Origin of the sequence: Subtercola lobariae, from assembly GCF_014640255.1 — a bacterium.
In the GTDB taxonomy this organism is placed as follows: Bacteria; Actinomycetota; Actinomycetes; order Actinomycetales; family Microbacteriaceae; genus Subtercola; species Subtercola lobariae.
The window spans coordinates 311,002-333,473 of the sequence record NZ_BMGP01000002.1; the positions used below are offsets into that span (position 1 = coordinate 311,002).

23 protein-coding genes and 1 riboswitch are annotated in these 22,472 nt (G+C 65.4%); of the genes, 11 read left to right on the forward strand and 12 right to left on the reverse strand.

Going from position 1 to position 22,472, the window contains the following annotated elements:
• Positions 1 to 3: 3 nt before the first annotated feature.
• A complete protein-coding gene (locus IEX24_RS05750; protein WP_188675160.1) occupies positions 4 to 1,356 on the reverse strand; it encodes a sugar ABC transporter substrate-binding protein in 1,353 nt (450 codons plus the stop codon).
• Between the two features lie 140 nt (positions 1,357 to 1,496).
• On the opposite strand from IEX24_RS05750, the gene IEX24_RS05755 reads away from it, so the two are divergent.
• Both IEX24_RS05755 and uxaC read left to right on the forward strand, forming a co-directional pair.
• Positions 1,497 to 2,531, forward strand: a complete 1,035-nt coding sequence (locus tag IEX24_RS05755) for a LacI family DNA-binding transcriptional regulator (protein ID WP_188675162.1) — start codon at positions 1,497 to 1,499, stop codon at positions 2,529 to 2,531.
• Positions 2,528 to 4,000 carry a glucuronate isomerase gene (gene uxaC / locus IEX24_RS05760; protein ID WP_188675165.1) on the forward strand — a complete coding sequence of 491 codons (1,473 nt, stop codon included), beginning with the start codon at positions 2,528 to 2,530 and terminating at the stop codon, positions 3,998 to 4,000. The genes IEX24_RS05755 and uxaC overlap by 4 nt, the downstream gene beginning before the upstream one ends.
• 53 nt (positions 4,001 to 4,053) lie before the next feature.
• On the opposite strand, the gene IEX24_RS05765 is transcribed toward uxaC, so the two are convergent.
• Entirely contained in the window at positions 4,054 to 5,076 is a 1,023-nt protein-coding gene (locus tag IEX24_RS05765; RefSeq protein ID WP_229715121.1) for an amidohydrolase family protein, read from the reverse strand.
• 62 nt (positions 5,077 to 5,138) lie between these two features.
• Here IEX24_RS05765 and IEX24_RS05770 point away from each other — a divergent pair, with 62 nt between their 5' ends.
• Positions 5,139 to 5,921 carry a 3-hydroxybutyrate dehydrogenase gene (locus IEX24_RS05770; RefSeq protein ID WP_188675168.1) on the forward strand — a complete coding sequence of 261 codons (783 nt, stop codon included), beginning with the start codon at positions 5,139 to 5,141 and terminating at the stop codon, positions 5,919 to 5,921.
• Complete coding sequence (locus IEX24_RS05775; RefSeq protein ID WP_188675171.1) at positions 5,918 to 6,355, forward strand: alpha/beta fold hydrolase; 438 nt, start codon at positions 5,918 to 5,920, stop codon at positions 6,353 to 6,355. The genes IEX24_RS05770 and IEX24_RS05775 overlap by 4 nt, the downstream gene beginning before the upstream one ends.
• Here IEX24_RS05775 and IEX24_RS19510 read toward each other — a convergent pair.
• From IEX24_RS19510 to IEX24_RS05795, 5 genes are all read right to left on the reverse strand, one after another.
• On the reverse strand, positions 6,349 to 6,636 hold the full coding sequence (locus tag IEX24_RS19510; protein ID WP_203585883.1) for a hypothetical protein: 288 nt from the start codon (positions 6,634 to 6,636) through the stop codon (positions 6,349 to 6,351). The two genes, IEX24_RS05775 and IEX24_RS19510, sit on opposite strands and share 7 nt — an antisense overlap.
• A 41-nt stretch (positions 6,637 to 6,677) precedes the next feature.
• Positions 6,678 to 7,016, reverse strand: a complete 339-nt coding sequence (locus IEX24_RS20015) for an RES family NAD+ phosphorylase (RefSeq protein WP_203585882.1) — start codon at positions 7,014 to 7,016, stop codon at positions 6,678 to 6,680.
• Complete coding sequence (locus IEX24_RS05785; protein WP_188675173.1) at positions 7,006 to 7,404, reverse strand: hypothetical protein; 399 nt, start codon at positions 7,402 to 7,404, stop codon at positions 7,006 to 7,008. Before IEX24_RS05785 ends, IEX24_RS20015 begins: the two co-directional genes overlap by 11 nt.
• A gap of 136 nt (positions 7,405 to 7,540) precedes the next feature.
• Entirely contained in the window at positions 7,541 to 8,485 is a 945-nt protein-coding gene (locus IEX24_RS05790; RefSeq protein ID WP_188675176.1) for an NADP-dependent oxidoreductase, read from the reverse strand.
• A gap of 118 nt (positions 8,486 to 8,603) precedes the next feature.
• A complete protein-coding gene (locus IEX24_RS05795) occupies positions 8,604 to 9,734 on the reverse strand; it encodes an NAD-dependent epimerase/dehydratase family protein (protein ID WP_188675179.1) in 1,131 nt (376 codons plus the stop codon).
• 189 nt (positions 9,735 to 9,923) lie between these two features.
• On the opposite strand from IEX24_RS05795, the gene IEX24_RS05800 reads away from it, so the two are divergent.
• From IEX24_RS05800 to IEX24_RS05810, 3 genes are all read left to right on the forward strand, one after another.
• On the forward strand, positions 9,924 to 10,877 hold the full coding sequence (locus tag IEX24_RS05800; RefSeq protein ID WP_188675182.1) for a metal ABC transporter solute-binding protein, Zn/Mn family: 954 nt from the start codon (positions 9,924 to 9,926) through the stop codon (positions 10,875 to 10,877).
• Between the two features lie 169 nt (positions 10,878 to 11,046).
• Positions 11,047 to 11,307, forward strand: coding sequence for a DUF3892 domain-containing protein (locus IEX24_RS05805; protein WP_188675185.1), 261 nt, complete (start codon positions 11,047 to 11,049; stop codon positions 11,305 to 11,307).
• Positions 11,308 to 11,376: 69 nt separating this feature from the next.
• Positions 11,377 to 11,655, forward strand: coding sequence for a hypothetical protein (locus IEX24_RS05810; protein ID WP_188675188.1), 279 nt, complete (start codon positions 11,377 to 11,379; stop codon positions 11,653 to 11,655).
• Positions 11,656 to 11,733: 78 nt separating this feature from the next.
• Here the strand turns inward: IEX24_RS05810 and IEX24_RS05815 are convergent, their stop codons facing one another.
• Together IEX24_RS05815 and IEX24_RS05820 are read right to left on the reverse strand one after the other, a co-directional pair.
• Positions 11,734 to 13,368 (reverse strand): MFS transporter, encoded by a 1,635-nt coding sequence (locus tag IEX24_RS05815; RefSeq protein ID WP_188675191.1) that lies wholly within the window; start codon positions 13,366 to 13,368, stop codon positions 11,734 to 11,736.
• Between the two features lie 66 nt (positions 13,369 to 13,434).
• Positions 13,435 to 13,929, reverse strand: a complete 495-nt coding sequence (locus IEX24_RS05820; RefSeq protein WP_188675193.1) for a glutathione peroxidase — start codon at positions 13,927 to 13,929, stop codon at positions 13,435 to 13,437.
• 173 nt (positions 13,930 to 14,102) lie between these two features.
• Here IEX24_RS05820 and IEX24_RS05825 point away from each other — a divergent pair, with 173 nt between their 5' ends.
• Positions 14,103 to 14,339: a hypothetical protein gene (locus tag IEX24_RS05825; RefSeq protein WP_188675197.1), complete on the forward strand. Its 237-nt coding sequence runs from the start codon at positions 14,103 to 14,105 to the stop codon at positions 14,337 to 14,339.
• Between the two features lie 60 nt (positions 14,340 to 14,399).
• Here IEX24_RS05825 and IEX24_RS05830 read toward each other — a convergent pair whose 3' ends face one another.
• Both IEX24_RS05830 and glyA read right to left on the reverse strand, forming a co-directional pair.
• Positions 14,400 to 15,434, reverse strand: a complete 1,035-nt coding sequence (locus IEX24_RS05830) for an aldose 1-epimerase family protein (protein WP_229715122.1) — start codon at positions 15,432 to 15,434, stop codon at positions 14,400 to 14,402.
• 4 nt (positions 15,435 to 15,438) lie between these two features.
• Positions 15,439 to 16,746, reverse strand: coding sequence for a serine hydroxymethyltransferase (gene glyA / locus IEX24_RS05835; protein ID WP_203585920.1), 1,308 nt, complete (start codon positions 16,744 to 16,746; stop codon positions 15,439 to 15,441).
• Positions 16,747 to 16,797: 51 nt separating this feature from the next.
• Positions 16,798 to 16,880: riboswitch (ZMP/ZTP riboswitch) on the reverse strand.
• 112 nt (positions 16,881 to 16,992) lie between these two features.
• Here glyA and IEX24_RS05840 point away from each other — a divergent pair.
• Positions 16,993 to 19,422, forward strand: a complete 2,430-nt coding sequence (locus tag IEX24_RS05840; RefSeq protein WP_188675202.1) for a sigma-70 family RNA polymerase sigma factor — start codon at positions 16,993 to 16,995, stop codon at positions 19,420 to 19,422.
• On the opposite strand, the gene IEX24_RS05845 is transcribed toward IEX24_RS05840, so the two are convergent.
• Positions 19,350 to 20,828: an MFS transporter gene (locus tag IEX24_RS05845; protein WP_229715123.1), complete on the reverse strand. Its 1,479-nt coding sequence runs from the start codon at positions 20,826 to 20,828 to the stop codon at positions 19,350 to 19,352. The two genes, IEX24_RS05840 and IEX24_RS05845, sit on opposite strands and share 73 nt — an antisense overlap.
• Positions 20,829 to 20,949: 121 nt before the next feature.
• Between IEX24_RS05845 and IEX24_RS05850 the strand changes: the two genes are divergently transcribed.
• Complete coding sequence (locus tag IEX24_RS05850; RefSeq protein ID WP_229715124.1) at positions 20,950 to 21,306, forward strand: YrdB family protein; 357 nt, start codon at positions 20,950 to 20,952, stop codon at positions 21,304 to 21,306.
• Entirely contained in the window at positions 21,303 to 22,472 is a 1,170-nt protein-coding gene (gene nagA, locus IEX24_RS05855) for an N-acetylglucosamine-6-phosphate deacetylase (RefSeq protein WP_188675207.1), read from the forward strand. Before IEX24_RS05850 ends, nagA begins: the two co-directional genes overlap by 4 nt.

Sequence of the window (22,472 nt, forward strand, 5' to 3'; positions counted from 1 at the left end):
GGTCTACTTCGCCTTATCGAGCGAGGCTTGCGATGTCGCTTGAGCGGCCTTCAGCTGCGTCTCGAGATCGGAGTCGCTGACCGAGCCGCTGGAGAGCGACGGTATCGACTGCACCACCACGTTGACCAGGGCGAGCTGAGTATCGCCCCATGCTCCGCTGAACGGCGTGCCCACCGACTGCGCCGACGAGTCGAGAATGGGTGCGAGATCGGCGTTGCCGGTTTCGAGCGCTGTTGCCGCCTCTTGGTTGGTGGGCAGCTCGCCGAACCGCTTGTAGTAATCGGTCTGGTTGTCGGCGCTCGTCAGCATCTTAATGAGGGCGAAGTCGAGGTCTTGATTCTGCGAATACTTCGCCACCACGGTGTTGTCACCCGAGATGATGCTCGTAGCCGCTTTGCCACCCGAGGGCAGGCTCGTCTGGCCGGGCGGGATGGTCGGCAGCAGTGCGTACGCATAATGGCCAGCCACAGCAGATTTGTCGAGCGTCACTTTCGACGTGGCCGAGGTCATGGGCAAGAACGCTGCCTTGCCCGCGGCGAAGGCAGCGACCGCCTGAGCGTTCTTCCAGCTCACCGAGGCCGGGTCGACCGCGTGCTGAGTGGTCAGCCAGCCGAAGTAGCTCTGGTAGGCCTTCTCGGTGACCGGGTCATCGATGCGAGCGGTCTTGCCATCGATGATGGGGTTGCCGGCCTGAATCGACATGCCCCAAATGAACTTCCACGGGTCGAAGCTGTCGGCGTAGGCCACGGCGAGGCCGTAGGTGTCGCCCGAGGTCAGCTTCTGCGCCTGCTGCGCGAGGCCGTCCCAGGTGGTGGCGGGCTTGTCGATGCCTGCCGCCGCGAGCAGGTCTTTGTTGTACGCCATGACGAAGGGCCGGCTGGCGAACGGAATGCCGATCTGGTCGTTGTCATCGGGGCCCGAGATGCCGAGCGTCGCCGGAACGAACCGGTCTCGGCCGCCGACCTTGTTCCAGTCGTCGTCGGTCATGGTAACGAAGGCGCCCGTTGAGTAGGCGGTTGGGGTGAAGGTGGTGCCGAGGTTGTAGATGTCGGGGCCCTGGCCTGAGACGACCGCGGTCTGAATCTTGGTCAGCTCGTCGTTGGTGGTCGCGAAGGTCTCGAACTTGACGGTGGCACCGGTTTCTTTCTGAAACTGGGCTGAGACATCGGAGAACCACTGCTTCTGCGCGTCGGGGTACAGCGTGTTGGCCGCGACCAGCACATCGAGTGTTTTGCCGGCGCCGTTCACCGCCCCGCCCGTCGATGACGTGTTTGAACTTGAACCGGTACAGCCCTGCAGCGCTAGGCCGAGAACCGCGATGCCCGCGATTGCGGCCAGCGTAGGTCGAACTCTCATGTCAACTCTCCCTTGAGTCAATGGGTGTGTGAACCCCTCGGCAGAGCTGTGAGCCGAGCGGGGTTGGTCGACTCTAAACACTGAGAATTCACACACGCAATCGTTTGCCATAATTTGCCATCGTGTGGTTTGATCGGCATATGAGCCCTGCCGACGACGTCAGCTGGCCCCGTGCGGCGACCCTTGCCGACGTGGCTTCGGCCGCCGGTGTGGCCATTTCGACCGTTTCGCGTGCGCTGTCGAACCCCGCCCGCGTGAACTCCGTGACCCGTGAACGCATCGAACAAGCCGCTCGCGATCTCGACTACTCACCGAATTCGCAGGCCAGAGCTCTGATCTCCGGCCGCACTCGCGCCGTCGCCGTATTCGTGGCCGACGTCACGAATCCCTTCTACTTCGACCTCATTCGAGGCACCCAGCGCCAGCTCAAGGCCGCCGGGTACACCCAGGTGCTCGTCGACACCGAAGAGTCAGACGAACTCGAAGACCTCACCCTGCAGAAGTTGCGGCGGTCGTTCGACGGCGCCATTCTCGCCGCCTCCAGGCTCACGGATGCCCGTTTGGCGGCCCTCTCGCACGAAGTACCCATGGTGACCATCAACCGCCAGACCAAGTCGGTGCCGAGCGTCTTCATCGACACCCCGAGCGGAATTCTGCAGGCCGTCGAGCATCTCATCTCGCTCGGCCATCGCAAGATCGCCTACATCTCGGGGCCCGAAACCTCGTGGCCGAACGAAGGCCGCTGGCGAGCCTTCGTTCGCGCCACCGAACGCCACGGCGTCGAGCCTCAGCGCATCGGGCCGTTCTCACCCAAGAAAGCCGCCGGTGCCGCCGCGGCCGACGCCGCGCTGAACAGCGGGGTCACCGCCTGCGTCGCCTTCAACGATCTGCTGGCCATCGGCATGCTGATGCGTTTGCGTGAACGCGGCGTCAGCGTACCCGAGCAACTCAGCATCGTAGGCTGCGACGACATCTTCGGCGCCGACTTCTGCAACCCGCCGCTGACCACACTGACGGCGCCCATCGAGCAGGCCGGGCGTGTTGCCGTGTCGATGCTGCTCGCGAGGCTCGACTCCACCACCGTTTCGGGAATGCGCGACCGCGCAACCCTGCCGACCCACCTGACCGTGCGCGCCTCCACCGGGCCGGTTCCTCACGAGAGAGGGCGCCCATGACCGCGCTGCTTCCGCACCCCGACCGCCTTTTTCCTGCCGACCCCGGCGAACGGGACATCGCTCGGCGCTTGTACGCCGAAGTTGCCGACGCACCCATCTACAGCCCGCACGGGCACGTGGATGCCCGGCTGCTGCTCGACAACAACCACTTTCCCGACCCCGCCGCCCTGCTCATCACCCCCGACCACTACGCGCTGAGACTGTTGCACGCGGTGGGCGTTCCGCTCGATCAGCTCGGGGTGCGGCCCGTCGGCGCTTCCGGGGCCGGGGCGTCGTCAGCGGCTGCGGCTGCGTCTGCGGCTGCGTCAACGGAGACATCCGTTTCGGGCCGCGAGATCTGGCGGCGGCTGTGCGAGAACTGGAACGTGTTTCTGGGAACCCCTGTGCGGTACTGGTTCGAGACAGAGTTCAGCTCGGTCTTCGGGCTCGCCGAGCATCCGTCGCCCGCATCGGCCGACGCGCTCTACGACCAGTTGGTCGAGACCCTCGCGACCGAGGAGTTCAGGCCCCGCGCATTGTTCGAGCGTTTTCGCATCGCGGTGCTCGCCACAACCGATGACCCGGCCGACGATCTGGCCGCGCATCTGGCGTTGCGAAACGACCCGACGTTCGCCGGACGGGTCGTTCCGACCTTTCGCGCCGACCGGTACATGCACGCGAACGAAACCGCTTGGCCGGCGAACCTCGAACGGCTGGGCGCGGTGAGCGGCATCGACACGTCGACGTATGCCGGGTTGCTCGAAGCGCTGCGCTCTCGGCGAGCGTATTTCGCGGCCGCGGGAGCTACGGCCACCGACACCGGGGTGGTCGACGCAGGCTCCGAACCGCTCGAGGTCGCCGATGCCGAGCGGCTGCACGCGGCGGCCCTTCGCGGTTCGCTCTCGGCTGGTGAAGCCACGGCGTACCGGCACAACATGCTCTACCAGCTCGCCGCAATGGCGAGTGAAGACGGTCTGGTGATGCAGCTGCACCCCGGGGTGTTGCGCAACCACCACCAGCCCACCTTCGACCGCTTCGGGCCAGACACCGGCCACGATCTGCCCGAGCCGACGCACTACACGCGCCCACTCACGCCGATCTTGCGTGATTTCGGCACGAACTCCACGTTTCGGCTGGTGCTGTTCACCGTCGATGAGACGGCATTCTCACGCGAGATCGCTCCGCTCGCGGGGTTCTACCCGTCGGTGTACGCGGGGGCGCCGTGGTGGTTTCTCGACTCCCCGGCCGGCATCGCCCGGTACCGTTCGGCCATCACCGACAGCGCCGGGTTCACCAAGACCTCGGGGTTCATCGACGACACCCGGGCGTTCTGCTCCATTCCCGCCCGGCACGACATGTCGCGCCGGTCAGATGCGGCGTACCTCGCGTCGCTCGTCAGCTCGCATCAGGTGAGCGAAGACAACGCCGTCGGCATTGCGCGCCGGCTCGTCGGCGAGATTCCGGTGAGCACGTTCCGGCTGGCAGAGTAACTCTCTCGAGGGCGGGGGGTGGATGATCGTTTTTTCGATACCGTCGAACAGAGTCACTGCGCGCGGCTTTCTGCCGATTGCGCCGCCGACGTTCGCCGGGCCAGCAGACGCTGCCAGTTGCCCGAACCGATGGCCTCTTTATCGTCGAGGCTCAGCGGAGCATCCTCGATGAAACGGCGTGCTGCGCCACCCGAATTGTCGACGTAGGGGTAGTCGACGGCGCTCATGATGCGGTCGACGCCCAGAACCTCGGTGCTCCAGCGGAGATAGCGCTGCGAAAGCAAGCCGCTGCCCGTCACCCAGAGGTTCTGCCGCGCGTACTCTTCCAGCGTGCGGTCGAGTTTGACACCCAATCCCGTGGCCAATTGCTGCGTGCGCTCGAGAAAGAACAGCACTACCTCGCCCCAATGACCAGTGACGACTTGCAGGTCGGGGTTGCGGTCGAAAACACCGCCGAAGATCATCCGCAGTATCTGCATGCCTGTCTCATAGTGCCAACCGATACCCGCGTTGGCGAGCAGGTAATCGACGTTGTCGCCGAGCCCCGAGTAGTACGCCTCTCGAACGCCGGCGACCGGGGTCTGCGGGTGAAAATAGAGCGGCACACCGAGGCGTGCGGCCGTCGCGTAGAGGTCGTCGAACTCTCTCGCGTCGGCGTTAGTCGTTCCCGTTCGGCCGTTGATCAACCCGCCGGCGAAGCCGAGCTGAGTGACGGCCCGTTCGAGTTCGGCCGGGGCGGCCTCAGGGTCTGGTGTCGGTACAGACGCAAACCCCTGAAAGCGATCGGGATACTTGGCGATGGCTTCGGCCAGGGCATCGTTCGCGTCGCGGGCAACCGCCACGGAGTCGGCCGCGTCGAGTGACTGCACCCCCGGTGAGGTCAACGACAGCACCTGAACGTCGACGCCCTGATCATCCATCGCCGCGAGACGCTCGTCGCCGATCTCGAGCAGCCGGCGCGAGAGCGGATCGTCGCCCGCGCCACCGGTGAACGTCATGCGCCCTGGGGGCAGCGCCTGCCATGCTTTTACAACTTCAGGAATAACGAAGTGCTCTTCGAGAGCCACGATGCGCATGAGCACCACGATACAGACGTCTCGTTAGAATTGGCTCGAAAGAACGCGAAGGAGCGGTGAGCGTGGCCACAGAACTCGAAGGGCCCACAGAACTCGAAGGTTATAGAGCGCTCGTGACGGGTGCCGCGAGCGGAATCGGCGAGGCGATCGCCAGGGAGTTCGCCGCCCATGGCGCGCACGTGATCGTGGCCGATCTGACCGGCGACGCCGCCGCACGGGTGGCCGACGACATCGGCGGCGAAGCGTGGGCCGTCGACCTCACCGACACCGAGGCGCTGGCCGACCCGTCTGTCAACGCACGCCCGCTCGACGTCGACATTCTCGTGAACAACGCCGGCATCCAGCATGTGAGCCCCATCGAAGACTTCGACCCACGGCAATTTCACACGATTCTCACGCTGATGGTCGAGGCGCCGTTTCTGTTGGTGCGCGCCGCGCTTCCCGGCATGTACTCGCGAGGATTCGGCCGGGTCATCAACGTATCGAGCGTGCACGGTCTGCGCGCGTCGGCTTTCAAGAGCGCCTATGTCACCGCGAAACACGCGCTCGAAGGTCTCTCGAAGACCATCGCGCTCGAAGGTGCCGAACACGGCGTGACCAGCAATTGCATCAACCCGGGCTACGTGAACACACCCCTGGTGCAGAAGCAACTGGCCGACCAGGCGCGCGTGCACGAAATCTCAGAATCAGAGGTGGTCGAGAAGGTGCTGCTCGAACACAACCCCATCAAGCGCATGGTCGAGCCGGCCGATGTCGCCTCGCTGGCGCTCTGGCTCGCCGGGCCGCACGCGGGCATGGTCACGGGTGCGTCGTACACGATCGATGGTGGCTGGAGCGCGCAATGACCTACCGCCTGAGCACCGTTCCGGGTTCGCTGACCGTAGGCGAATGGGGCCCGGCCGACGCACCCGTTGTGCTCGCCGTGCACGGCATCACGGCCTCGCATCAGGCGTGGCGCACAGTGGCCGCCCTGCTGCCCGAGTTTCACCTCATCGCCCCCGACCTGCGTGGCCGAGGCGGCAGCCGAACCCTGCCCGGGCCGTTCGGCATGGCACGGCACGCGGATGATCTGGCCGACGTTCTCGATCACCTCGGCGCCCGGCATGCCACCGTCGTCGGGCACTCCATGGGAGCGTTCGCGTCGCTGATCTTCGGGCTTCGGCACCCGGCCCTGGTCGAAAGCACCGAAGTGCCGAACACGAACCACTACACCATCGTCATGGGCTCGGGCGCAGCATCCGTCGCCGCCACCGCCACCCGACGAGGCTTAAGTCAATGAATTGTGAGCCCGAATACGCGCGCCGTTGACTGGAGGTCTTCGTTCGATTTCTCGATGGACTGCGCTGAGAGCTCGTCGAGCTGCGTACCCGCAAAAACAGCCCAACACTCGTAGTCTCCGAGGCGCGAGCCATAGCGAATGCCCGAGTAACAGAGCACACCATCGTCGTTCGAAGCCGCGTATGCCCACTGCGACATGGCGCGGGTCAGCAGACGATTGGCCCCGCGCACCAGTGAAACGTCGAGATTCTCAACCTGAAGCGCTTCGAGAGTTTGCGCCATGACGTCATTGAGGTGCGTGTGCGTTTCTGGAGCGTCAACGTCTAAAACGGAAGCGGGTCACGGAGCCTCAGCGAGACAAGCTGCCGCCGTGTGCGCCAATCGGCAGGCACCCCGCCGACAGCCATGAGATGTTCGTCACGTTCGATCGGAAGGCTCCGCATTCGGGTCGTCGGCCGGAATCGCGCGAGCGTCTCAGCGAATGCACCTGACGGCGATGACGCAGCGTAGAGAACGCCACCGCCCGGAACATCAAACCGATTGCCCGCGGATTGACGCGCCGCGTCGATGGGCGTGATCGAAGAAAAGTGAAGAGGAACGGGTGAGCGGCCGACACGCCACAGCGTCGATGGGCAAGTGACCGACTGAGGTTCAGCCACCATTCACAAACGCACGAGCGGCCGCCATCGCATCTCTGGCGCGACCTTCAGCGAGAGCCTCGGCCGGTGCCACGTCTTCGAGCTGCGGGTTCATTCCCATGAACCAGGCCCGAATTGTGTGGTCGCCCTCTACCCCCGAAAGAAACGCGTAAATCTGATACGCATCGCGCATACGGCGCTCGTCGTCGACACCAGGTTCGGTATCGCCGTCGACCCACCGTTGCACTGTTCTGGGTGATTTTGAAACGATCACCGCGAGAAGCTGTCTGCCGAGCACTCGAGTGAGTTCACCGCTGATGTCTTGCGCACTGATCTGAATGGATTCGCTGTGCGCAGTCGATCGAACCTGCTGGTTCGCCGCCCTCGCCTGAACTTCTGGTTGTGTAGGCAATTTCTCCTCCGTCTCCGATCAAGCGAGTCTCTCAAATGTCGCCAATTTGTCGCGCGTAATGCGCTCTAATGACACTCTACATGACCAACCACAGATCGTCTCCTGACGACGTACCGCGACCGGTTGGAAACCGACGTCAGGGAACGATGACGATTTTGCCGCGCACGTGACCCGTCTCGCTGAGGAGGTGTGCCTCGGCCGCCTCGTCGAGCGAGAACTGCTGCGAAACTTCGATCTCGAACTCGCCGGCCGCGAGCAGTTGCGCCGCTACCGCGAGGGCCTCGACGCGCAGGCGCAGCTCTTCGTCGGTGAGCGGAACGGGGCTACCGCCCGCCCACGCGCGAATGCCCAGGTCTGCGGCACGACCGCCGACCACTATCGTCGCGATGTTGTTTCGGTCGTCGACGAGCTCGAATGAGGCTTCGAGCGCTTCGTCGGTGCCCGCCGCATCGAACACCAGGTCGATTCCCTGCGGCGCGACCTCGCGCACACGCTCGGCTAGCCCCGGCCCGTAAGCCACCGGAATGGCGCCGAGCTCACGCAATCGATCGTGGTTGGAAGGGCTCGCCGTAGCGATCACCGTGGCTCCCCAGGCGGTCGCGAACTGCACCGCCGCCTGGCCCACCCCACCCGATCCGCCGTGAATCAACAGTTTCGTCTCGGGCCCGACGTCGAGCGAACGCAGCACTTGATATGCGGTGCCCACCGGCACACCGAGCGCAGCCGCTTGCGGCCAATCGAGCGACTCCGGCTTGTCGGTCAGCTGCGCCGCTGCAGCCACCACGTGGGTCGCGTACGCCGCCGATGCCCCGCGCACGACGACCTCGTCGCCGACGCTCCAGTCGGTGACACCATCGCCGACCTCGACCACGACACCGGCCGCGTCAGACCCCACACCCCGCGCCTCGGTGAGCGGCCCGGTCGAGCGCAGCCCGCGACGCAGTTTCGTATCGACCGGGTTCACCCCGGCGGCTCGCACCTCGACGACTACGTGACCAGTGGATGCCCGTGGGGTCTCCACCTCGGCGACCTCCAGCACTTCGGGCCCACCAAAACTGCGGTACTGCACAACTCTCGCCATCAGATTCCTTTCGCTCTTACGAACCGTACGACTGCCACCCTCGACCGAACTAACCGCCGCCGTCACATGCCGTCATCCAAGCCGAAACGAGCGAAAAGCGAACGAACAGCGAGCGGAATCAGGCGCGCGTCGTGATCAGACCGCGGTCGATCAGGCTCTCGGCGCAGGCGAGAATGGCCTCCACGTTCGTGCGCGGGGCCCAGCCGAGCATCCGCTTCGCCTTCGCGTTGCTCACCCGCTTCGGCGGCCCGAGCTGCGGCAGAATAGCGCCGATTTCGGGTGAGAAGGGCGATGCGATCCAGGCCATCCAGTCAGGCAGCCGGCGCGTCGACACCTTTTTCGCGTCGTCGCCGAGGCGCGATTTCAGCAGCTCGGCGATCTGCAGGTAGGTGAGCGGCGAGCCGGTCGAGGCGAGAAAACGCTCACCGCTCGCCTCGGGGTTAGTCATCGCCAGCAGATGCAGCTCGGCGACGTCACGCACATCGACGGCGGAGAGCGAAGCGTTCGGCAGGGCCGCGATGGTGCCGTTGAGGAGGTTCTTCAGCGTGGCGACCGATGTGGGCAGGCGCGGGCCGAGAAGGGGGCCGAACATGCTCACCGGGTTGATCACCGCCAGCTCGAGATCGCCGCCCTCTGCCGCCATGAACTGCCACGCAGCGCGCTCGGCAAGCGTTTTCGCCCAGATGCCCGCGCCGAGTTCGCCTTTCGTGCTCGACCAATCGGTTTCGTCATAGAGGCGACCCGCGCTGCTCGCCGGGTTCGCCTCAGCGCGGGCATTCTCGGCGTCATTCGCCGCAGTCCCATTCGCGGCGCCACTCTCCGCGACGCCTTTCGTCGCGGGCGTGCCGTACCCCACGGCACCGAACGATGAAGTGAACACGACGCGTCGCGCGCCAGCGTCGCGAGCGGCGCGCAACACGCGAATGGTGCCGTCGCGCGTCGGCGCCACGACGGTGTTCGGGTTGTCGGGTTCGGTGAGCGGGCTCGGCGCGGCCGTGTGCAGCACAAACGTGCATCCGGCAGCCGCATCGGCCCAGCCCTCGCTCGACATGAGATTCGCTGTGACGATCGAGAGCCGAGCGCCGGGGTCGACTCCCCCGGCCGCGACGAGGGCACGCACGTCTGCCTCGCGCTCGGCCGAACGCACGGTCGTTCGCACCCGATAGTCGGCCTCGAGCAGCTGCACGATGCAGTGCGCGCCCAGAAACCCTGAACCGCCGGTAACGAGAACCTCGTCGTCACCGTTCATCGTGTCCTCGAATCCACTGCTGCTGTCGCTCGCTGCTCGCCCCTTCCATCCTGCTGCCCGAGCGAGCATGCCCGCACCAGATCAGTCCCGATTTCTTAATTGATAATGAATATCATTAGTGTTAGTTGTCGGGTGCGCCACACCGACACCCCGCACATGTCACATCGAACGGAAGACTGATACCACGTCATGCGCCGCACCCCGCGTCTTGTCTCGATCACCATCGCCGCGACCGCGCTTGTCGCGCTGTCAGCATCGCTTGCCGGATGCTCGGCCGCCGCACCGACCGCAGCCGGCTCATCGGCGCAGACCAACTCGGGCGCCGCGCCCATCCAGATCGTCGCGTCGATTAACGTCTACGGCGACATCGCCGCACAAATCGGCGGCAGCGAGGTGTCAGTGACGTCGATCATCGACGACCCTGACAAAGATCCGCACGATTACCAGGCCGATGCGCAGAACCAGTTGGCGCTTTCGAAGGCGCAGATCGTCATCGAGAACGGCGGCGGATACGACGACTTCGTCGGCGCCATGCTGAGCAGCGCAAAGAACACCGAGGCAACCGTGCTGAACGCGGCCGATATCTCGGGCTTCGACCAGAACCCGGCCAGCGGCGAATTCAACGAGCACCTCTGGTACGACATGCCCACCGTCAGCAAGGTGGTCGAACAGCTCAGCACAGCGCTCACGGCTGCCAACCCCGCCTCCGCCGCGACATTCGCCGCGAACGCCGCGTCATTTCAGGCAAAGCTGACCACCATCGAAGCCGCCGAGGCCGCAGCGAAAACCGTGGCGGCCGGTGCCGGAGCGGCCATCACCGAGCCCGTTCCGCTCTACATGCTCACCGCCATGGGGCTCACGAACAAGACCCCCGACGCGTTCAGCAAGGCGATCGAAGACGGCACTGACGCCGCCCCGACCGTGCTGGCCGAGACTCTTTCGCTGTTCAGCTCGCACGCGGTCGCCGTGCTCGCCTACAACTCGCAGACCCCCGGGCCCCAGACCGACGCCGTTCTGAACGCCGCGAAGTCGGCGGGTGTGGCCGTCGTGCCGGTGACCGAGACGCTGCCCGCGGGCGACGACTTCATCAGGTGGATGACCGCCAACGTCACCGCCATCGCCGCAGCCGTCGCGGGCAGCTGACCCGGGCAGCTGACCCGGGCATCCAACCCCGACCGCAAGCCTCGCGTCGATGAGCGGATGCTCAGACAACTGTTACTCCTGCGTGGCACACCCCGTGCCGCCAGGGCTAGTCTTTTGGGTTACCAGAGCCTGCGCGAAGCGCGCAAGCCCAGGGCCTCGAGGAGACGTCATGACTGTTCGACGCGTCACAGCAACGCGAAAAAGTGCCACCGGATACATCACCCACTTCGGGTGCGAAGACCAGCCGGGGGTGCTGCTTACTGCCGCCGACGTCATTCTCGACATCGAGGTGGGCCAGTACACGTATGTGGTGTCGTGGCCCAATCAGCGGGCCACGGTCATCCACGCCACCGATGCGGGCGGTGGGTACCTTCGAGCCGACCGCGACGACTCGTCGCGCAACAACCTGCTCGATCTGCCCGACTGCTGACGCGCCGCGGCGGCTCGCGCGAAAGCGGTGCGCGCGAAACCGATGCGACGCGTTGGTAGGCTACGACTCGTGATCTCCATCTGGACGTTTCTGCTCAGCCTTGTGATCTTCTTCGCGAGCGTTGCGGCTGTGATCTACAGCTTTCGAGACGGTAACCGCATCGCCATCGTGCTGGCGCTCGACGCCGGCATCATCAGCGCCCTCGGCCTGGTGCTCAACGCCACGACTCGGGGCGAGCTGATGGGCACCGACCTTCTGGTGTTCTGCGCGCTGCCGCTCGCTTTCGCGATCGCAGCGGCGGCCCTCTGCCGGTTCGCACGCGATCGCGGCGCACTCGACCCGGCCTGACGCTTCTCGCTGGCCGCTGCCCGCCATGTCGGCCGCCTCGTGCCGCTGGCCGCGCCCGCCGCCAGCAAGGCAGTCGCGCTAGGCGCTTCGCGGCTGCCGGCGTTTCGCCCTGGGTTTCGGCGCACCGCCGCCCACAAGCTGGGTCGGGATGTTCTTCGAGAACAACAGCGACACAATCGCTATCACGGTCAGCACGAAGAACGACAACCGCAGCGCTGAAACCTGCGAGTCGCTGTACAGCGAGGTCAGCTCATCGGCCTGTGCCTGCGTGACTCCCGCTTTCTCGGCGAGCGCGGGCACACTCGCCACGGGCACGATCTCGACCCCAGCCTGAGTGCTTGCGCTCACCTGCGATTTGACCGAGTCGGGCAGATCGCTTGAACTCACCGAGCCGAGAAAACCGCTCGCGAGAGAGCCGATGAGCACCGAACCGATCAACGCTGTTCCGAGCGACGAGCCGAGGTTCTGAAACACCCCTTGCAGGCCACCCACCTCGCTGGTCTGCTCTTCGGTGACGGCCGACATGTTCACGTTGCCGAGCTGTGAGGCCAGCAGACCGAGAGCCGCACCCGCAAGGAACATGCCCACCGCGAAGGGCACCGATTTCAGGTCGAGCGATACCGAGGCCAGCAAGAAGATCGATGCGCCGACGAGAATGATCTGGCCGAGCCGAACAATTTGTCGCGGCGACCAGATCGCAGTGAGCCTGGTACCGACGATCGAGAATACAATCAGCGAAATCGACAGCGGAAAGATCTTCAGTCCGGTGCTCAGCGCGTCGAGCCCGAGTGTCATCTGCAGATACACCGGAATCATGAAGAAAATCGCCGCGGTGATCGCGTACTGGGCCGCAAGCACCGAGAGCCCGGCCCGCAACTGTGCAATGCGGAACATCGACACCTGTACCAGCGGCGCACGGCCGACCTTTATCAGGTAGCGCTGCCGAACCACGAACAACCAGAGCAGCACGGCTCCACCGATGATGAAATACGGAACCAGCGACAGACCGAGCGGTTCGATCTTCACCCCGTTGATCTCTGGTGGATGCTCGGGCAGAATCCACCCCCAGGTCTTGCTCTGGAGCATTCCGAACACCACCAGCACCAGCCCGAGCGCCGAGAGCAGCACGCTCAGCATATCGAAGCGAATCTTCTGCGGCACGCTGGTGTCGCTGACCACTCTCGACAGCACGAGAACAGCGGCCATGATGACGACTTCGCCAAAGAATACGTATCGCCAGCTGAAGTACGTGGTGACGAAGCCGCCGATCAGCGGCCCGGCAGCCACGGCACCCCCTGAGATGGCGCCGATGATGGCGTAGGCCGTCACCCGATCGCGACCCGAGTAGTTATTGGCAACAAGCGCCGCGATGGCCGGAATAACCAGAACCGCGCCGAGACCCTCGATGACCGACCAGCCGAGAAACAGCATCACGATATTCGGAGCGAGCCCCGTGATCAGCGACCCGCAGGCATAAACGATGGCGCCGATCACGAAGGCGCGCCGACGCCCCCAGATGTCGCCGAGCTTCGCGCCCAACAACATTACAGCGGCCATCGTCAGCGTGTAGAACGTGATGGCGCCCTGCATCGCGGCGACGGTCGTGTCGAGATCTTTCACGACCGTCGAAATCGACACGTTCATCACCGTGCTGTCAAGCACCATCACGAACTGAGCCATGCCCAGAATGATGACTGCTGCCCACTTCTTCACGGTAAGAGTATGGCAGCGCTCCGCCGTCAGCGGTGCGCGTTCGCGCGGGAGTCGAACGGGCGAGGGTCAGGCAGGCAGATTGGCCTCGATCAGGGCCACGAACTCAGGGTCGCGAGGCGTAATGCGAGGGCGAAGTCGCGACACCACAGTGCCGCCGGGGGCGATCAAGAACTTCTCGAAGTTCCACTGCACGTCTCCGGCCTCGCCCTGAGCATCCTGAACCTCGGTGAGCTCGGAGTAGAGGGCATGACGACCGTCGCCGTTCACCTCGATCTTGGAGTAGACCGGAAAGTCGACACCGAACGTGGTGGAACAGAACTCCTGAATTTCGGCGTCGGTGCCCGGCTCTTGCCCGTTGAATTGGTTGCACGGAAAGCCGACGACGCTGAACCCACGACCCGAGTACTCGGTCTGCAGCTGCTGAAGGTCGGCGTACTGCGGGGTGAGGCCGCACTTCGAGGCGACGTTCACCACCAGAAGCACCTGGTCACGGTACGAATCGAGGGTGACGGTATCGCCGTCGGCGGTCTGAAATTCAATGTCATACAGTGTCGACGTCATCGGGTGCCCCTCACTGGCGGCCGTCTGCCGCACTGTCACTAGTTTATTCGAAGTGGGGCGTTGAACATCTGGGAGAACGTGCACTCACTGACCCTTACGCGCGACCGGAGCGGCCCCTACGCTGAATACAAACGCAGCGACGCGATTTGAGAGACGAAAAGAGCGAACACGCCATGACCGACGAACGCACCTACAAAGCAGAACTCATCGGGCCGACCACGGTCGGCAATGCCGAGGTCATCGAATTGCCTTACGTGAACGGGGCCTACCAAGACCTCGTCGAGCTCACCTTCGAGGCTGGCGGCGCCACCTCGGTTCGCACCTGGGCCCTCGGCGAGGGCACCGTAGAGCCGATTCCCTACAACTTCGTCGGCGAGGTAGACGCCACTCCCCCGAACGTCGAGAACTAGCTCCACCAGCTCGCCCGAAAACGAGGTCTCACCCGGTGGAATGTCGTTTCGGGCGGGAAGTCAGGCGGGGCGGTGGCGGATGCCCCAGCGCACCGACCACGATTCGCCCGGGGCGAGCCAGCGGAGGCCGCGGCCCGAGTTGAAGGCGTTGGCGGGGGCCGTCATCGGCTCGATGGCGACCGCGTAGCCCGGGCCCTGCTCGCGGGGGAAGTTATTCGGCGTGTAGACCTGCACGTAGCCGAAGTTCTCATCGCCCCAGAGTTCGGTCGCCGAGCCGTCGGGTGCGGTGACTGAGTGCGTGCTGCGCCCCTCGACCACGGCGACATCTCCGTAACCGTGGTCGATGGCGAGGTCGCCCACACGGCGCCCTCGGCGAAGGTCGAAGGGTGAGCCGTCGAGGTTGACCTCGGCGGTGGGAATGGAACGGGCATCCACTTCGAACTGCGTGCCGGCGGCGACCGTCACGACCAGATCGTCGACAAGCACCCCGCCAACTCGGAGATACGGATGCGCACCGACCGCCACGGGCGCCGCGTCTGCCGAACGGTTCACGAGCGTGTGGGTCACGGTGAGACCCTCATCGCTGAGGGCGTATTCGACGCTCGTGTCGAGCAGAAACGGGTAGCCGTGCTGCGGAAAGACCCTTGCGGCGAGGGTGATGCTGCTTTCCGTTCTCTGCACGAGACGGTAGGCGGTGTTACGCAGCAACCCGTGAATGGCGTTGCCCGTCGCGGGCTCAGTGATGTCGAGCTGCTGGGTTTTGCCGTTCAACTGCCAGCGGGCATCCGCAATTCGGTTGGGCCAGGGCACGAGAACAAGGCCTGAGCCCATGAGTGGCAGCACGTCGGCCGAGTGCGTTTCGACCGAGTGGATGCCCTGCAGTACGAGTTCGCGAAGCGAGGCAGCGAGTTCGGTGACGACGGCCGTCGAGAGACCGCGCGCGCCGGCGAACCGCAGGCTGAACTGCTCGCCGGTGGCGAAATGGCCGCCGGAGGGTTCGGGTGCGGCCGAAGGAGCATCCGGGGTCGACGGCACGACCGCGGCCGCCTCTGGGGCGGACGGCTCAGCCGCAGCAGCCTCGGCCGCATCGCTCACGGAGTCACCAATTCTCGAGGCTGTCGTACAGCGGGTAGCCGTCGGTCAACTTCAGAACGCGGGCGCGCAGCGCGTCAACGTCGGGCGTGGGCTTCAAGGCCGTTGCGATGATGTCGGCCACCTCGGTGAATTCTGCGTCGCCAAAACCACGCGTCGCGAGCGCCGAGGTGCCGATGCGCAGGCCCGAAGTGACCATGGGCGGGCGCGGGTCGAACGGAATCGCGTTGCGGTTCACGGTGATGCCCACTTCGTGCAGAATGTCTTCGGCTTGCTTGCCGTCGAGCGGCGAATTGCGCAGATCGACGAGCACGAGGTGCACATCGGTACCGCCGGTGAGAACGCTCACGCCCGCAGCTACCGTGTCAGCCGCTGTCAAGCGCTCGGCGACGATCTTGGCGCCATCGATGGTGCGCTGCTGGCGGTCTCTGAACTCCGGCTCGCCCGCGAGCTTGAATGCCGTCGCCTTGGCAGCGATGACGTGCATCAACGGGCCGCCCTGCTGGCCGGGGAACACCGCCGAGTCGACCTTCTTGGCGTATTCGGCCGTGCTCAGCACCACACCGCTGCGCGGGCCGGCGAGCGTCTTGTGCACCGTGGAGGTGACGACATCGGCGTAGGGCACGGGTGATGGATGCAACCCCGCAGCCACCAGGCCGGCGAAGTGCGCCATATCGACCCAGAGCTTGGCGCCCACCTCGTCGGCAATGGAGCGGAACGCCGCGAAGTCGAGCTGACGAGGGTACGCCGACCAGCCCGCGATGAGCACCGTTGGGCGGTACTCGAGGGCCTTGGCGCGCACCACATCCATGTCGACCAGGTAGGTCTCAGGGTCGACACCGTAGGAGGTCGCGTTGTAGTTCTTGCCCGAGAAGTTGAGCTTCATACCGTGCGTGAGGTGGCCGCCGTGGGCGAGTTCTTGGCCGAGAATCGTGTCGCCGATGGTCGCGAGCGCCATCAGCGCAGCAGCGTTCGCCTGCGCGCCGGCGTGCGGCTGAACGTTGGCGTGCTCGGCACCGAACAGCGCCTTCGCGCGGTCGCGGGCGAGGTTCTCAGCGACGTCGACGAACTCGCAGCCGCCGTAGTAACGGCGACCCGGGTAGCCCTCGGCGTACTTGTTGGTAAGCACCGAACCTTGCGCCTGTAATACGGCGCGCGGCACGAAATTCTCACTCGCGATCATCTCGAGGGTGCCGCGCTGGCGGCCGAGTTCGCTCTGCAGAACGGCGGCGATCTCCGGGTCGACGCTCGAGAGCGGGTCGTTGAACGTGGTCGGTAGCGAGCTGGCTGTTGAGGGTGTGGCGGGGGCGTTGATGGTCAAGATGACTCCTCGTTCGTGACAGGGCGGAAGAAGGTTCGGTGATTCCGTAGCGACCCAGGCGAGCGGCCGAATCCGTGTCAAGTCGCTTCCCGATGGTAGCCATCTGAACGCCAGTTGCGACGAGAACAGCATAGCAGCGTTGAATTTTCTTATGAGTATGAGTATTGTTCACTGTTCGGCTAGTATGAGATGAGAATCTATCGGCGATTGCGCCAGGGGGGCAGAAAGGTAGTGGTTATCGTGTCGAACGTAGGCCCCATCGGCGCCCACGCTGTTCCTGACGTCGAATGCGGCCCCAGCGACCTCGAACTCGTGCAGCGCACCCGCGACGGCGACTCCCGTGCCTTCGGTGAACTCTGGAACAGGCATTCGCGGGCTGGGCGCACGGTCGCCCGCAGCTACGCCCTCGACCCTGACGACGTGGTCGCCGAGAGTTTTGCGAAGGTGCTGCAGGCCATCAAGGGTGGCGGCGGCCCCACTGCGGCCTTTCGCCCGTACCTCTTCAGCACCATTCGCAACGTGGCCATGCAGTGGCGAAAGGGCAACATCGTCGACGCCAGTGACGAGTTGGATGCTCTGGCAGACCCCTCTTCTGAAGACACCGAAACTCTGCTCGCCCTCGACAAAAGCCTCACGGCGCAAGCATTTCGTTCGCTGCCGACCCGCTGGCAAGAGGCGCTCTGGTACAGCGAGGTCGAACAGCTGTCATCGCAAGAGATCTCTCCGCTGCTCGGCATGACGCCGAACGCCGTCTCGGCGCTCACTTTTCGCGCCCGTGAGGGTCTGCGCCAGGCCTGGATTCAGGCGCACCTCGTTCGCTCGGCGAACAGCGACTGCTCCGGAGTGATCGAGAAGCTCGGTTCGTACACGCGGGGCAGCCTCGGCCCGCGCGAGACCAAGCGCATTCAGGCGCACCTCGAAACGTGCCCCTCGTGCAGCATCGTCGACGAAGAAGCCCGCGATGTCGGCTCGCGACTCGCGCTCGTACTCCTCCCCCTCGCCGCCGGAATCGCGGGTGCGCTCGCCTACACCGTGTGGCTCCAGGGCGGCAGCAGTGCGTCGGCCGCCACCCTCACCGCCGGTGCGGCCACCGCGCTGCCGCCGCTCACCCCCGCCCCTCGTTTCGAGCAGGCCTTCACCGGCCACGCTCCGGCGACGGCGCACGCACCCGCTGCCGCAACCGCGCACGGGTCAGGGGCCGCCACGACTGCGCAGCCAGCTGGCGCAACTGCAACCGCCCATGGCTCGGTCGCTGCGACGAGCGCGCACGCACCCGCCGCCGCAACCGCGCAGGGTGCGGGCGCCACCGCGACTGCGCAGGCAACCGGCGCGACGGCACAGGCATCCGTCACGGAGACGACTTCAGGGCAGACACGTGCTGGCGAGTCGGCGGCGCACTCCGCGCGGCGTGCGACACAGGGCACGACCCGTCGGCAGGCTGCACGAGCGGGTCACTCGAGCGACGGGGTCGTCTCCGCCCTTCCGTCGACCAGTGCACTCGTGGGCATTGCGCTGGCGGTCGCCGCAGCGGTGGGAGCCGCTTTCATTCTGGGCCCGCTCGTCGGCAGCACGCCGGCGGGGCCGCTGGCGGGGGCAGACAGTGCGCACAGTTCCAACTCCGGTGAGCGATTGCTGAATGCAGATGCGTCGGCCGGAACGCCGAAGCTCAGCGCCGCCCAACGAGCAGCCGCTGCTGCTGCGGCTGCCGCCGCCGCTGCAGGCGGGGGCGGCGGGCCTGCGGGGGCGGCCGACGGAAGCGCTGGCTCGGGTTCAGGCACGGGAGATGTCACCGGCACGGGCGGTACCAGCGGCGGGGCCGCAGCGCACTCGGGCAACGCATCTGGGGCAGGCGGCAAACCTGCGGGCGGCACCTCGGCTAGTAACCCGGCAGCTGGTAGCCCCGCGACTGGTGGCACGTCGGGCACCGACGTTCCCGTCAATCCTGCCGACCCCACTGCGCCAGGCGCACCGCCAACCGATCCACCGTCACCCGACCCCACCCCGACGCCACCCCCCACACCAACTCAAACACCGACGCCGACGCCGACGAGCACACCCGACCCGACGCCCACCCCGCCACCGGTGACCACCACGCCCGACCCCGTTCCCACGCCGACGGCGACGTTCACCGTCGACCACACCAACCGGCTCTACCCGGCGCTCTCCGGCACGGCAGACCCCGGATCCACCGTCGAAGTCGTCGACCAGAGCGACGCCGACGAACCTGTGGTCGCCGAAACGGTCGCCGACGCCGCGACGGGCTCGTTTGGGTTGAGCGACTTTCCCGGCCTCGGCTTCGGAAATCATCGACTCGCAGTGCGAGAGGTGAGTAGCGACGGCCGCCGATCGATACCGACGCCGGCGACCGGCATCGTTCTCGACGACGTGCGAATACTCTCGCCCGCAGAGGGCACGACGCTCAGCAATCTGACCTACTTTCTAGCCGCTGCCGGCGACGGTGACGCCCTCTTCGAGGCCTTCTTCAACGGAGTCGCGGTAACGTCTAACGCACTGCGACTCAACTCAGACGGCAACTTCGGGTCGACCTTCGACGTGCCTGAAGAAGTGAGTGCGGGCCCAGCGACCATCTCGGTTCGCTACTTCGACCCATCGACAGGCCAATTCAGCCCCACCAGGTCGATAACGGCAGTATTCGACCCCAACGCTTGATCGGTAGCCAACGGTTGCGGCAACCCCGGCTCCGACCCATCGGCGAGCACAACGCCACTCACCGAGCCCGCCGAGCCCACCGCACCCACTGAGCCCACCGCACCCCCCGAATCCACCGCGCCCCCCGACACCAGCCCCCGCCGACGATGAGCCATAAGCACAGACCCCAACAGCAGAACAGCAGAGACGGCCAGCACGACCAGATACGCGAACGGCAACGAACTGAGCCCGAGATTCGACAACAGCACTCCACCCAAAACCGCGCCCGCAGCGATGCCGACATTGAACGACGTGGAGAAAAACGCAACAGCGGTGTCGCGAATGCTCGCCGCCGCGACGTGCAGGAGTCGAGCCTGCAGCAACGAGGGCAACAATCCGAACGACGCCCCCCAGATCACCATGGCCACGACCGACACGACCACGTTGCCCGAGAAGAACGCCAGCACGGTGATGACTCCGCCCGTCACCAGCACCGCCAGCACGATTCCGAGCATCGGGCGGCGCCCGAACACCACGGCTACCAGCACCAGCCCGACCGCCCCGCCCAGTCCATTCGCGAACAGCACCGCGCCGATGTGATCAGGCGCGATTCCCACCTGCGTCGTCAAGAATGGCGTGATATAGGTGTACAGCGCGTAATGGCCCACCATGATGACCGCGGTCGTGACGCAGATCAGTACGACACCCCCAAGCCCCGTCGCTGAACGTTCACCCGGCGACACACGTCGGCGAGCGGATGCCCGGGGTTCGGTAGCCGAACGGCGTGCACCCGAGGCGGCCGCCGAACGGGCATCCCGTTTCACCGGGGCTGGAGCGTGCACCCGCGGCAAGAACTTCAGAATGAGCAGTGCTGCGACCACGCCGAGCCCACTCACCGCCGCGAACGGCACCCGCCAGCCGAAGTTCTGGCCCACGACCGTGGCCAGTGGCACCCCGAAGACGAACGCCAGCGTTCCACCCGAAGTGATGATGGCGACCGCACGGCCGATGTGCTCTTTCGCAACGAGGTGACCAGAGTAGGCGCCCACCACCGCCCAGAACAGGCCGTGCGCGATTCCGCCGAGAATTCGTGCACCCACCAGCCACTCGTAACTTGGCGACAGCGCCGAGCACAGGCTGGCGATCGACACGACGAAAAGCACAGCCACAATCAACCGGTGCCGAGAAAAGCGCCTGGTAAGGGCGACCAGCGGCACGCTCGTAACGACCACCGAAAGCGCGAAGAACGTGACCAGCAACCCGATCTGCGCCTCGCTGACGCCGAGTTCGGCACTCATCTGAGGCAGCAGGCCGGTGGGCATCATCTCGGCGGTCACACTGATGAAAACGGCGATGGCGAGAATGAACAACCTGGCATACGGAAAACGAGCAGAAACGGGCGAAGAAGATTTGACGAATGTCGTCACGAGAGAACCTCTAAATGAAGCGGCGGGCAACTCGTCGGCATCACGCCCGGGGCCGCACGATATCCGTCAGCCACCACCATGCTACGGCAGCAGGCTCCGCGGCGGCAGTAGCATTGCAGTCGTGAACCCGCAAGCCACCCAACCCGTACGCCTCAGCCCGAACGACGTTCTGCGTTTCTTTCTCGAACTTTTCGCGTTCTTCTCGCTCGGGCTGTGGGGTTTCGTCGCCTGGCCGACCCCGTTGAACGTCGTGTTCGGTATCGGTGCGCCCCTGTTCGCGATAGTGCTCTGGGGGTTGTTCCGTTCGCCCCGCGCGGTGATTCGGCTCGATCCGTTCGGCAAGGCGCTGGTCGAAATCGTCATCATGGGTTCGGCCGCCCTGGCCTGGCTGGTGATGGGGCAGCCCATCGTCGCGATCGTCTTCGGCGTCGTCGCCGCGGTCAGCGGCATCATTTCGGGCCGCAAAGAGTACTCGTGAGCGTCGTCATCCACGGCGCGACAAAGATCGACGCCGATGGCATTGTCGACGACTTCTGGGTGGCCTTCGGGTCGCACTCTATTCTGGCAACCGGCATTGGCACCGGCTGGCATGGCTGGGCGACTGCCGACGGCGTCTCGGTGGTCAACGCGGCCGGCCGCATTGTCACCCCGGGCTTCATCGACATTCACGGCCACGGCGGCGGGGGCCACGCGTTCGACGACGGCGCCGACGAGATTCATGCCGCCCTCGCCGTGCATCGGGCGCACGGCACGACGCGTTCTGTGATCAGCCTGGTGGCCAACCCGATCGAGACTCTCAGCGCGAGCCTTGCCGCCATCGCCGAGCTCACCGCGAGCGATGAACTCATTCTGGGCAGTCACCTCGAGGGCCCGTACCTGGCTCCCGCTCAGCGCGGAGCCCACAGCCAGAAACACCTCGGCACCCCGAACCGCGACGAGCTCGCTCAGTTGCTCTCGGCGGCCCGTGGAACCCTGCGGCAGCTCACTATCGCGCCCGAACTACCCGGAGCGCTTGACGCGATCGAACAGCTGACCGACGCCGGCGTGACAGTCGCCATCGGGCACACCGAAGCCGACTTCGCGCTGACGAAAGAGGCTTTCGATCGGGGTGCAACGCTGCTCACCCACGCCTTCAACGCCATGCCGGGCATCAAGCACCGCGAACCGGGGCCCGTGACGGCAGCGCTCGGCGACCCGAGGGTTGCGCTAGAACTCATTCTCGATGGCTTTCACGTGCATCCGGAGGTCGCGCGCATCGCCTTCTTCGCCGCCCCCCAGCGCATCGTTCTCATCACCGACGCCATGGCTGCGGCGGGCGCGAACGACGGCGAGTACACCCTCGGCGATCTCGACGTGACCGTGGCGGCTGGCCGTGCTGTGCTTTCTGGCACCGACACGATTGCCGGTTCGACGGTGACTCAGGATGCCGCACTGAGGTCAGCTCTGTTCGACTCCGGCATCGACCCCGTGCTCGCCGTTCGCGCAGTCACCGCCTCACCGGCGAGGGCACTCAGCTTCGATGAGCGGTTCGGTTACCTCGCACCCGGATTCGCCTCAGACGTGGTGCTGCTCGACGCGAATTGGTTCGTGACAGACGTTTGGGCCGCCGGCGTACCGGTGGCCCAAACGAATGCAGTGCCGTAA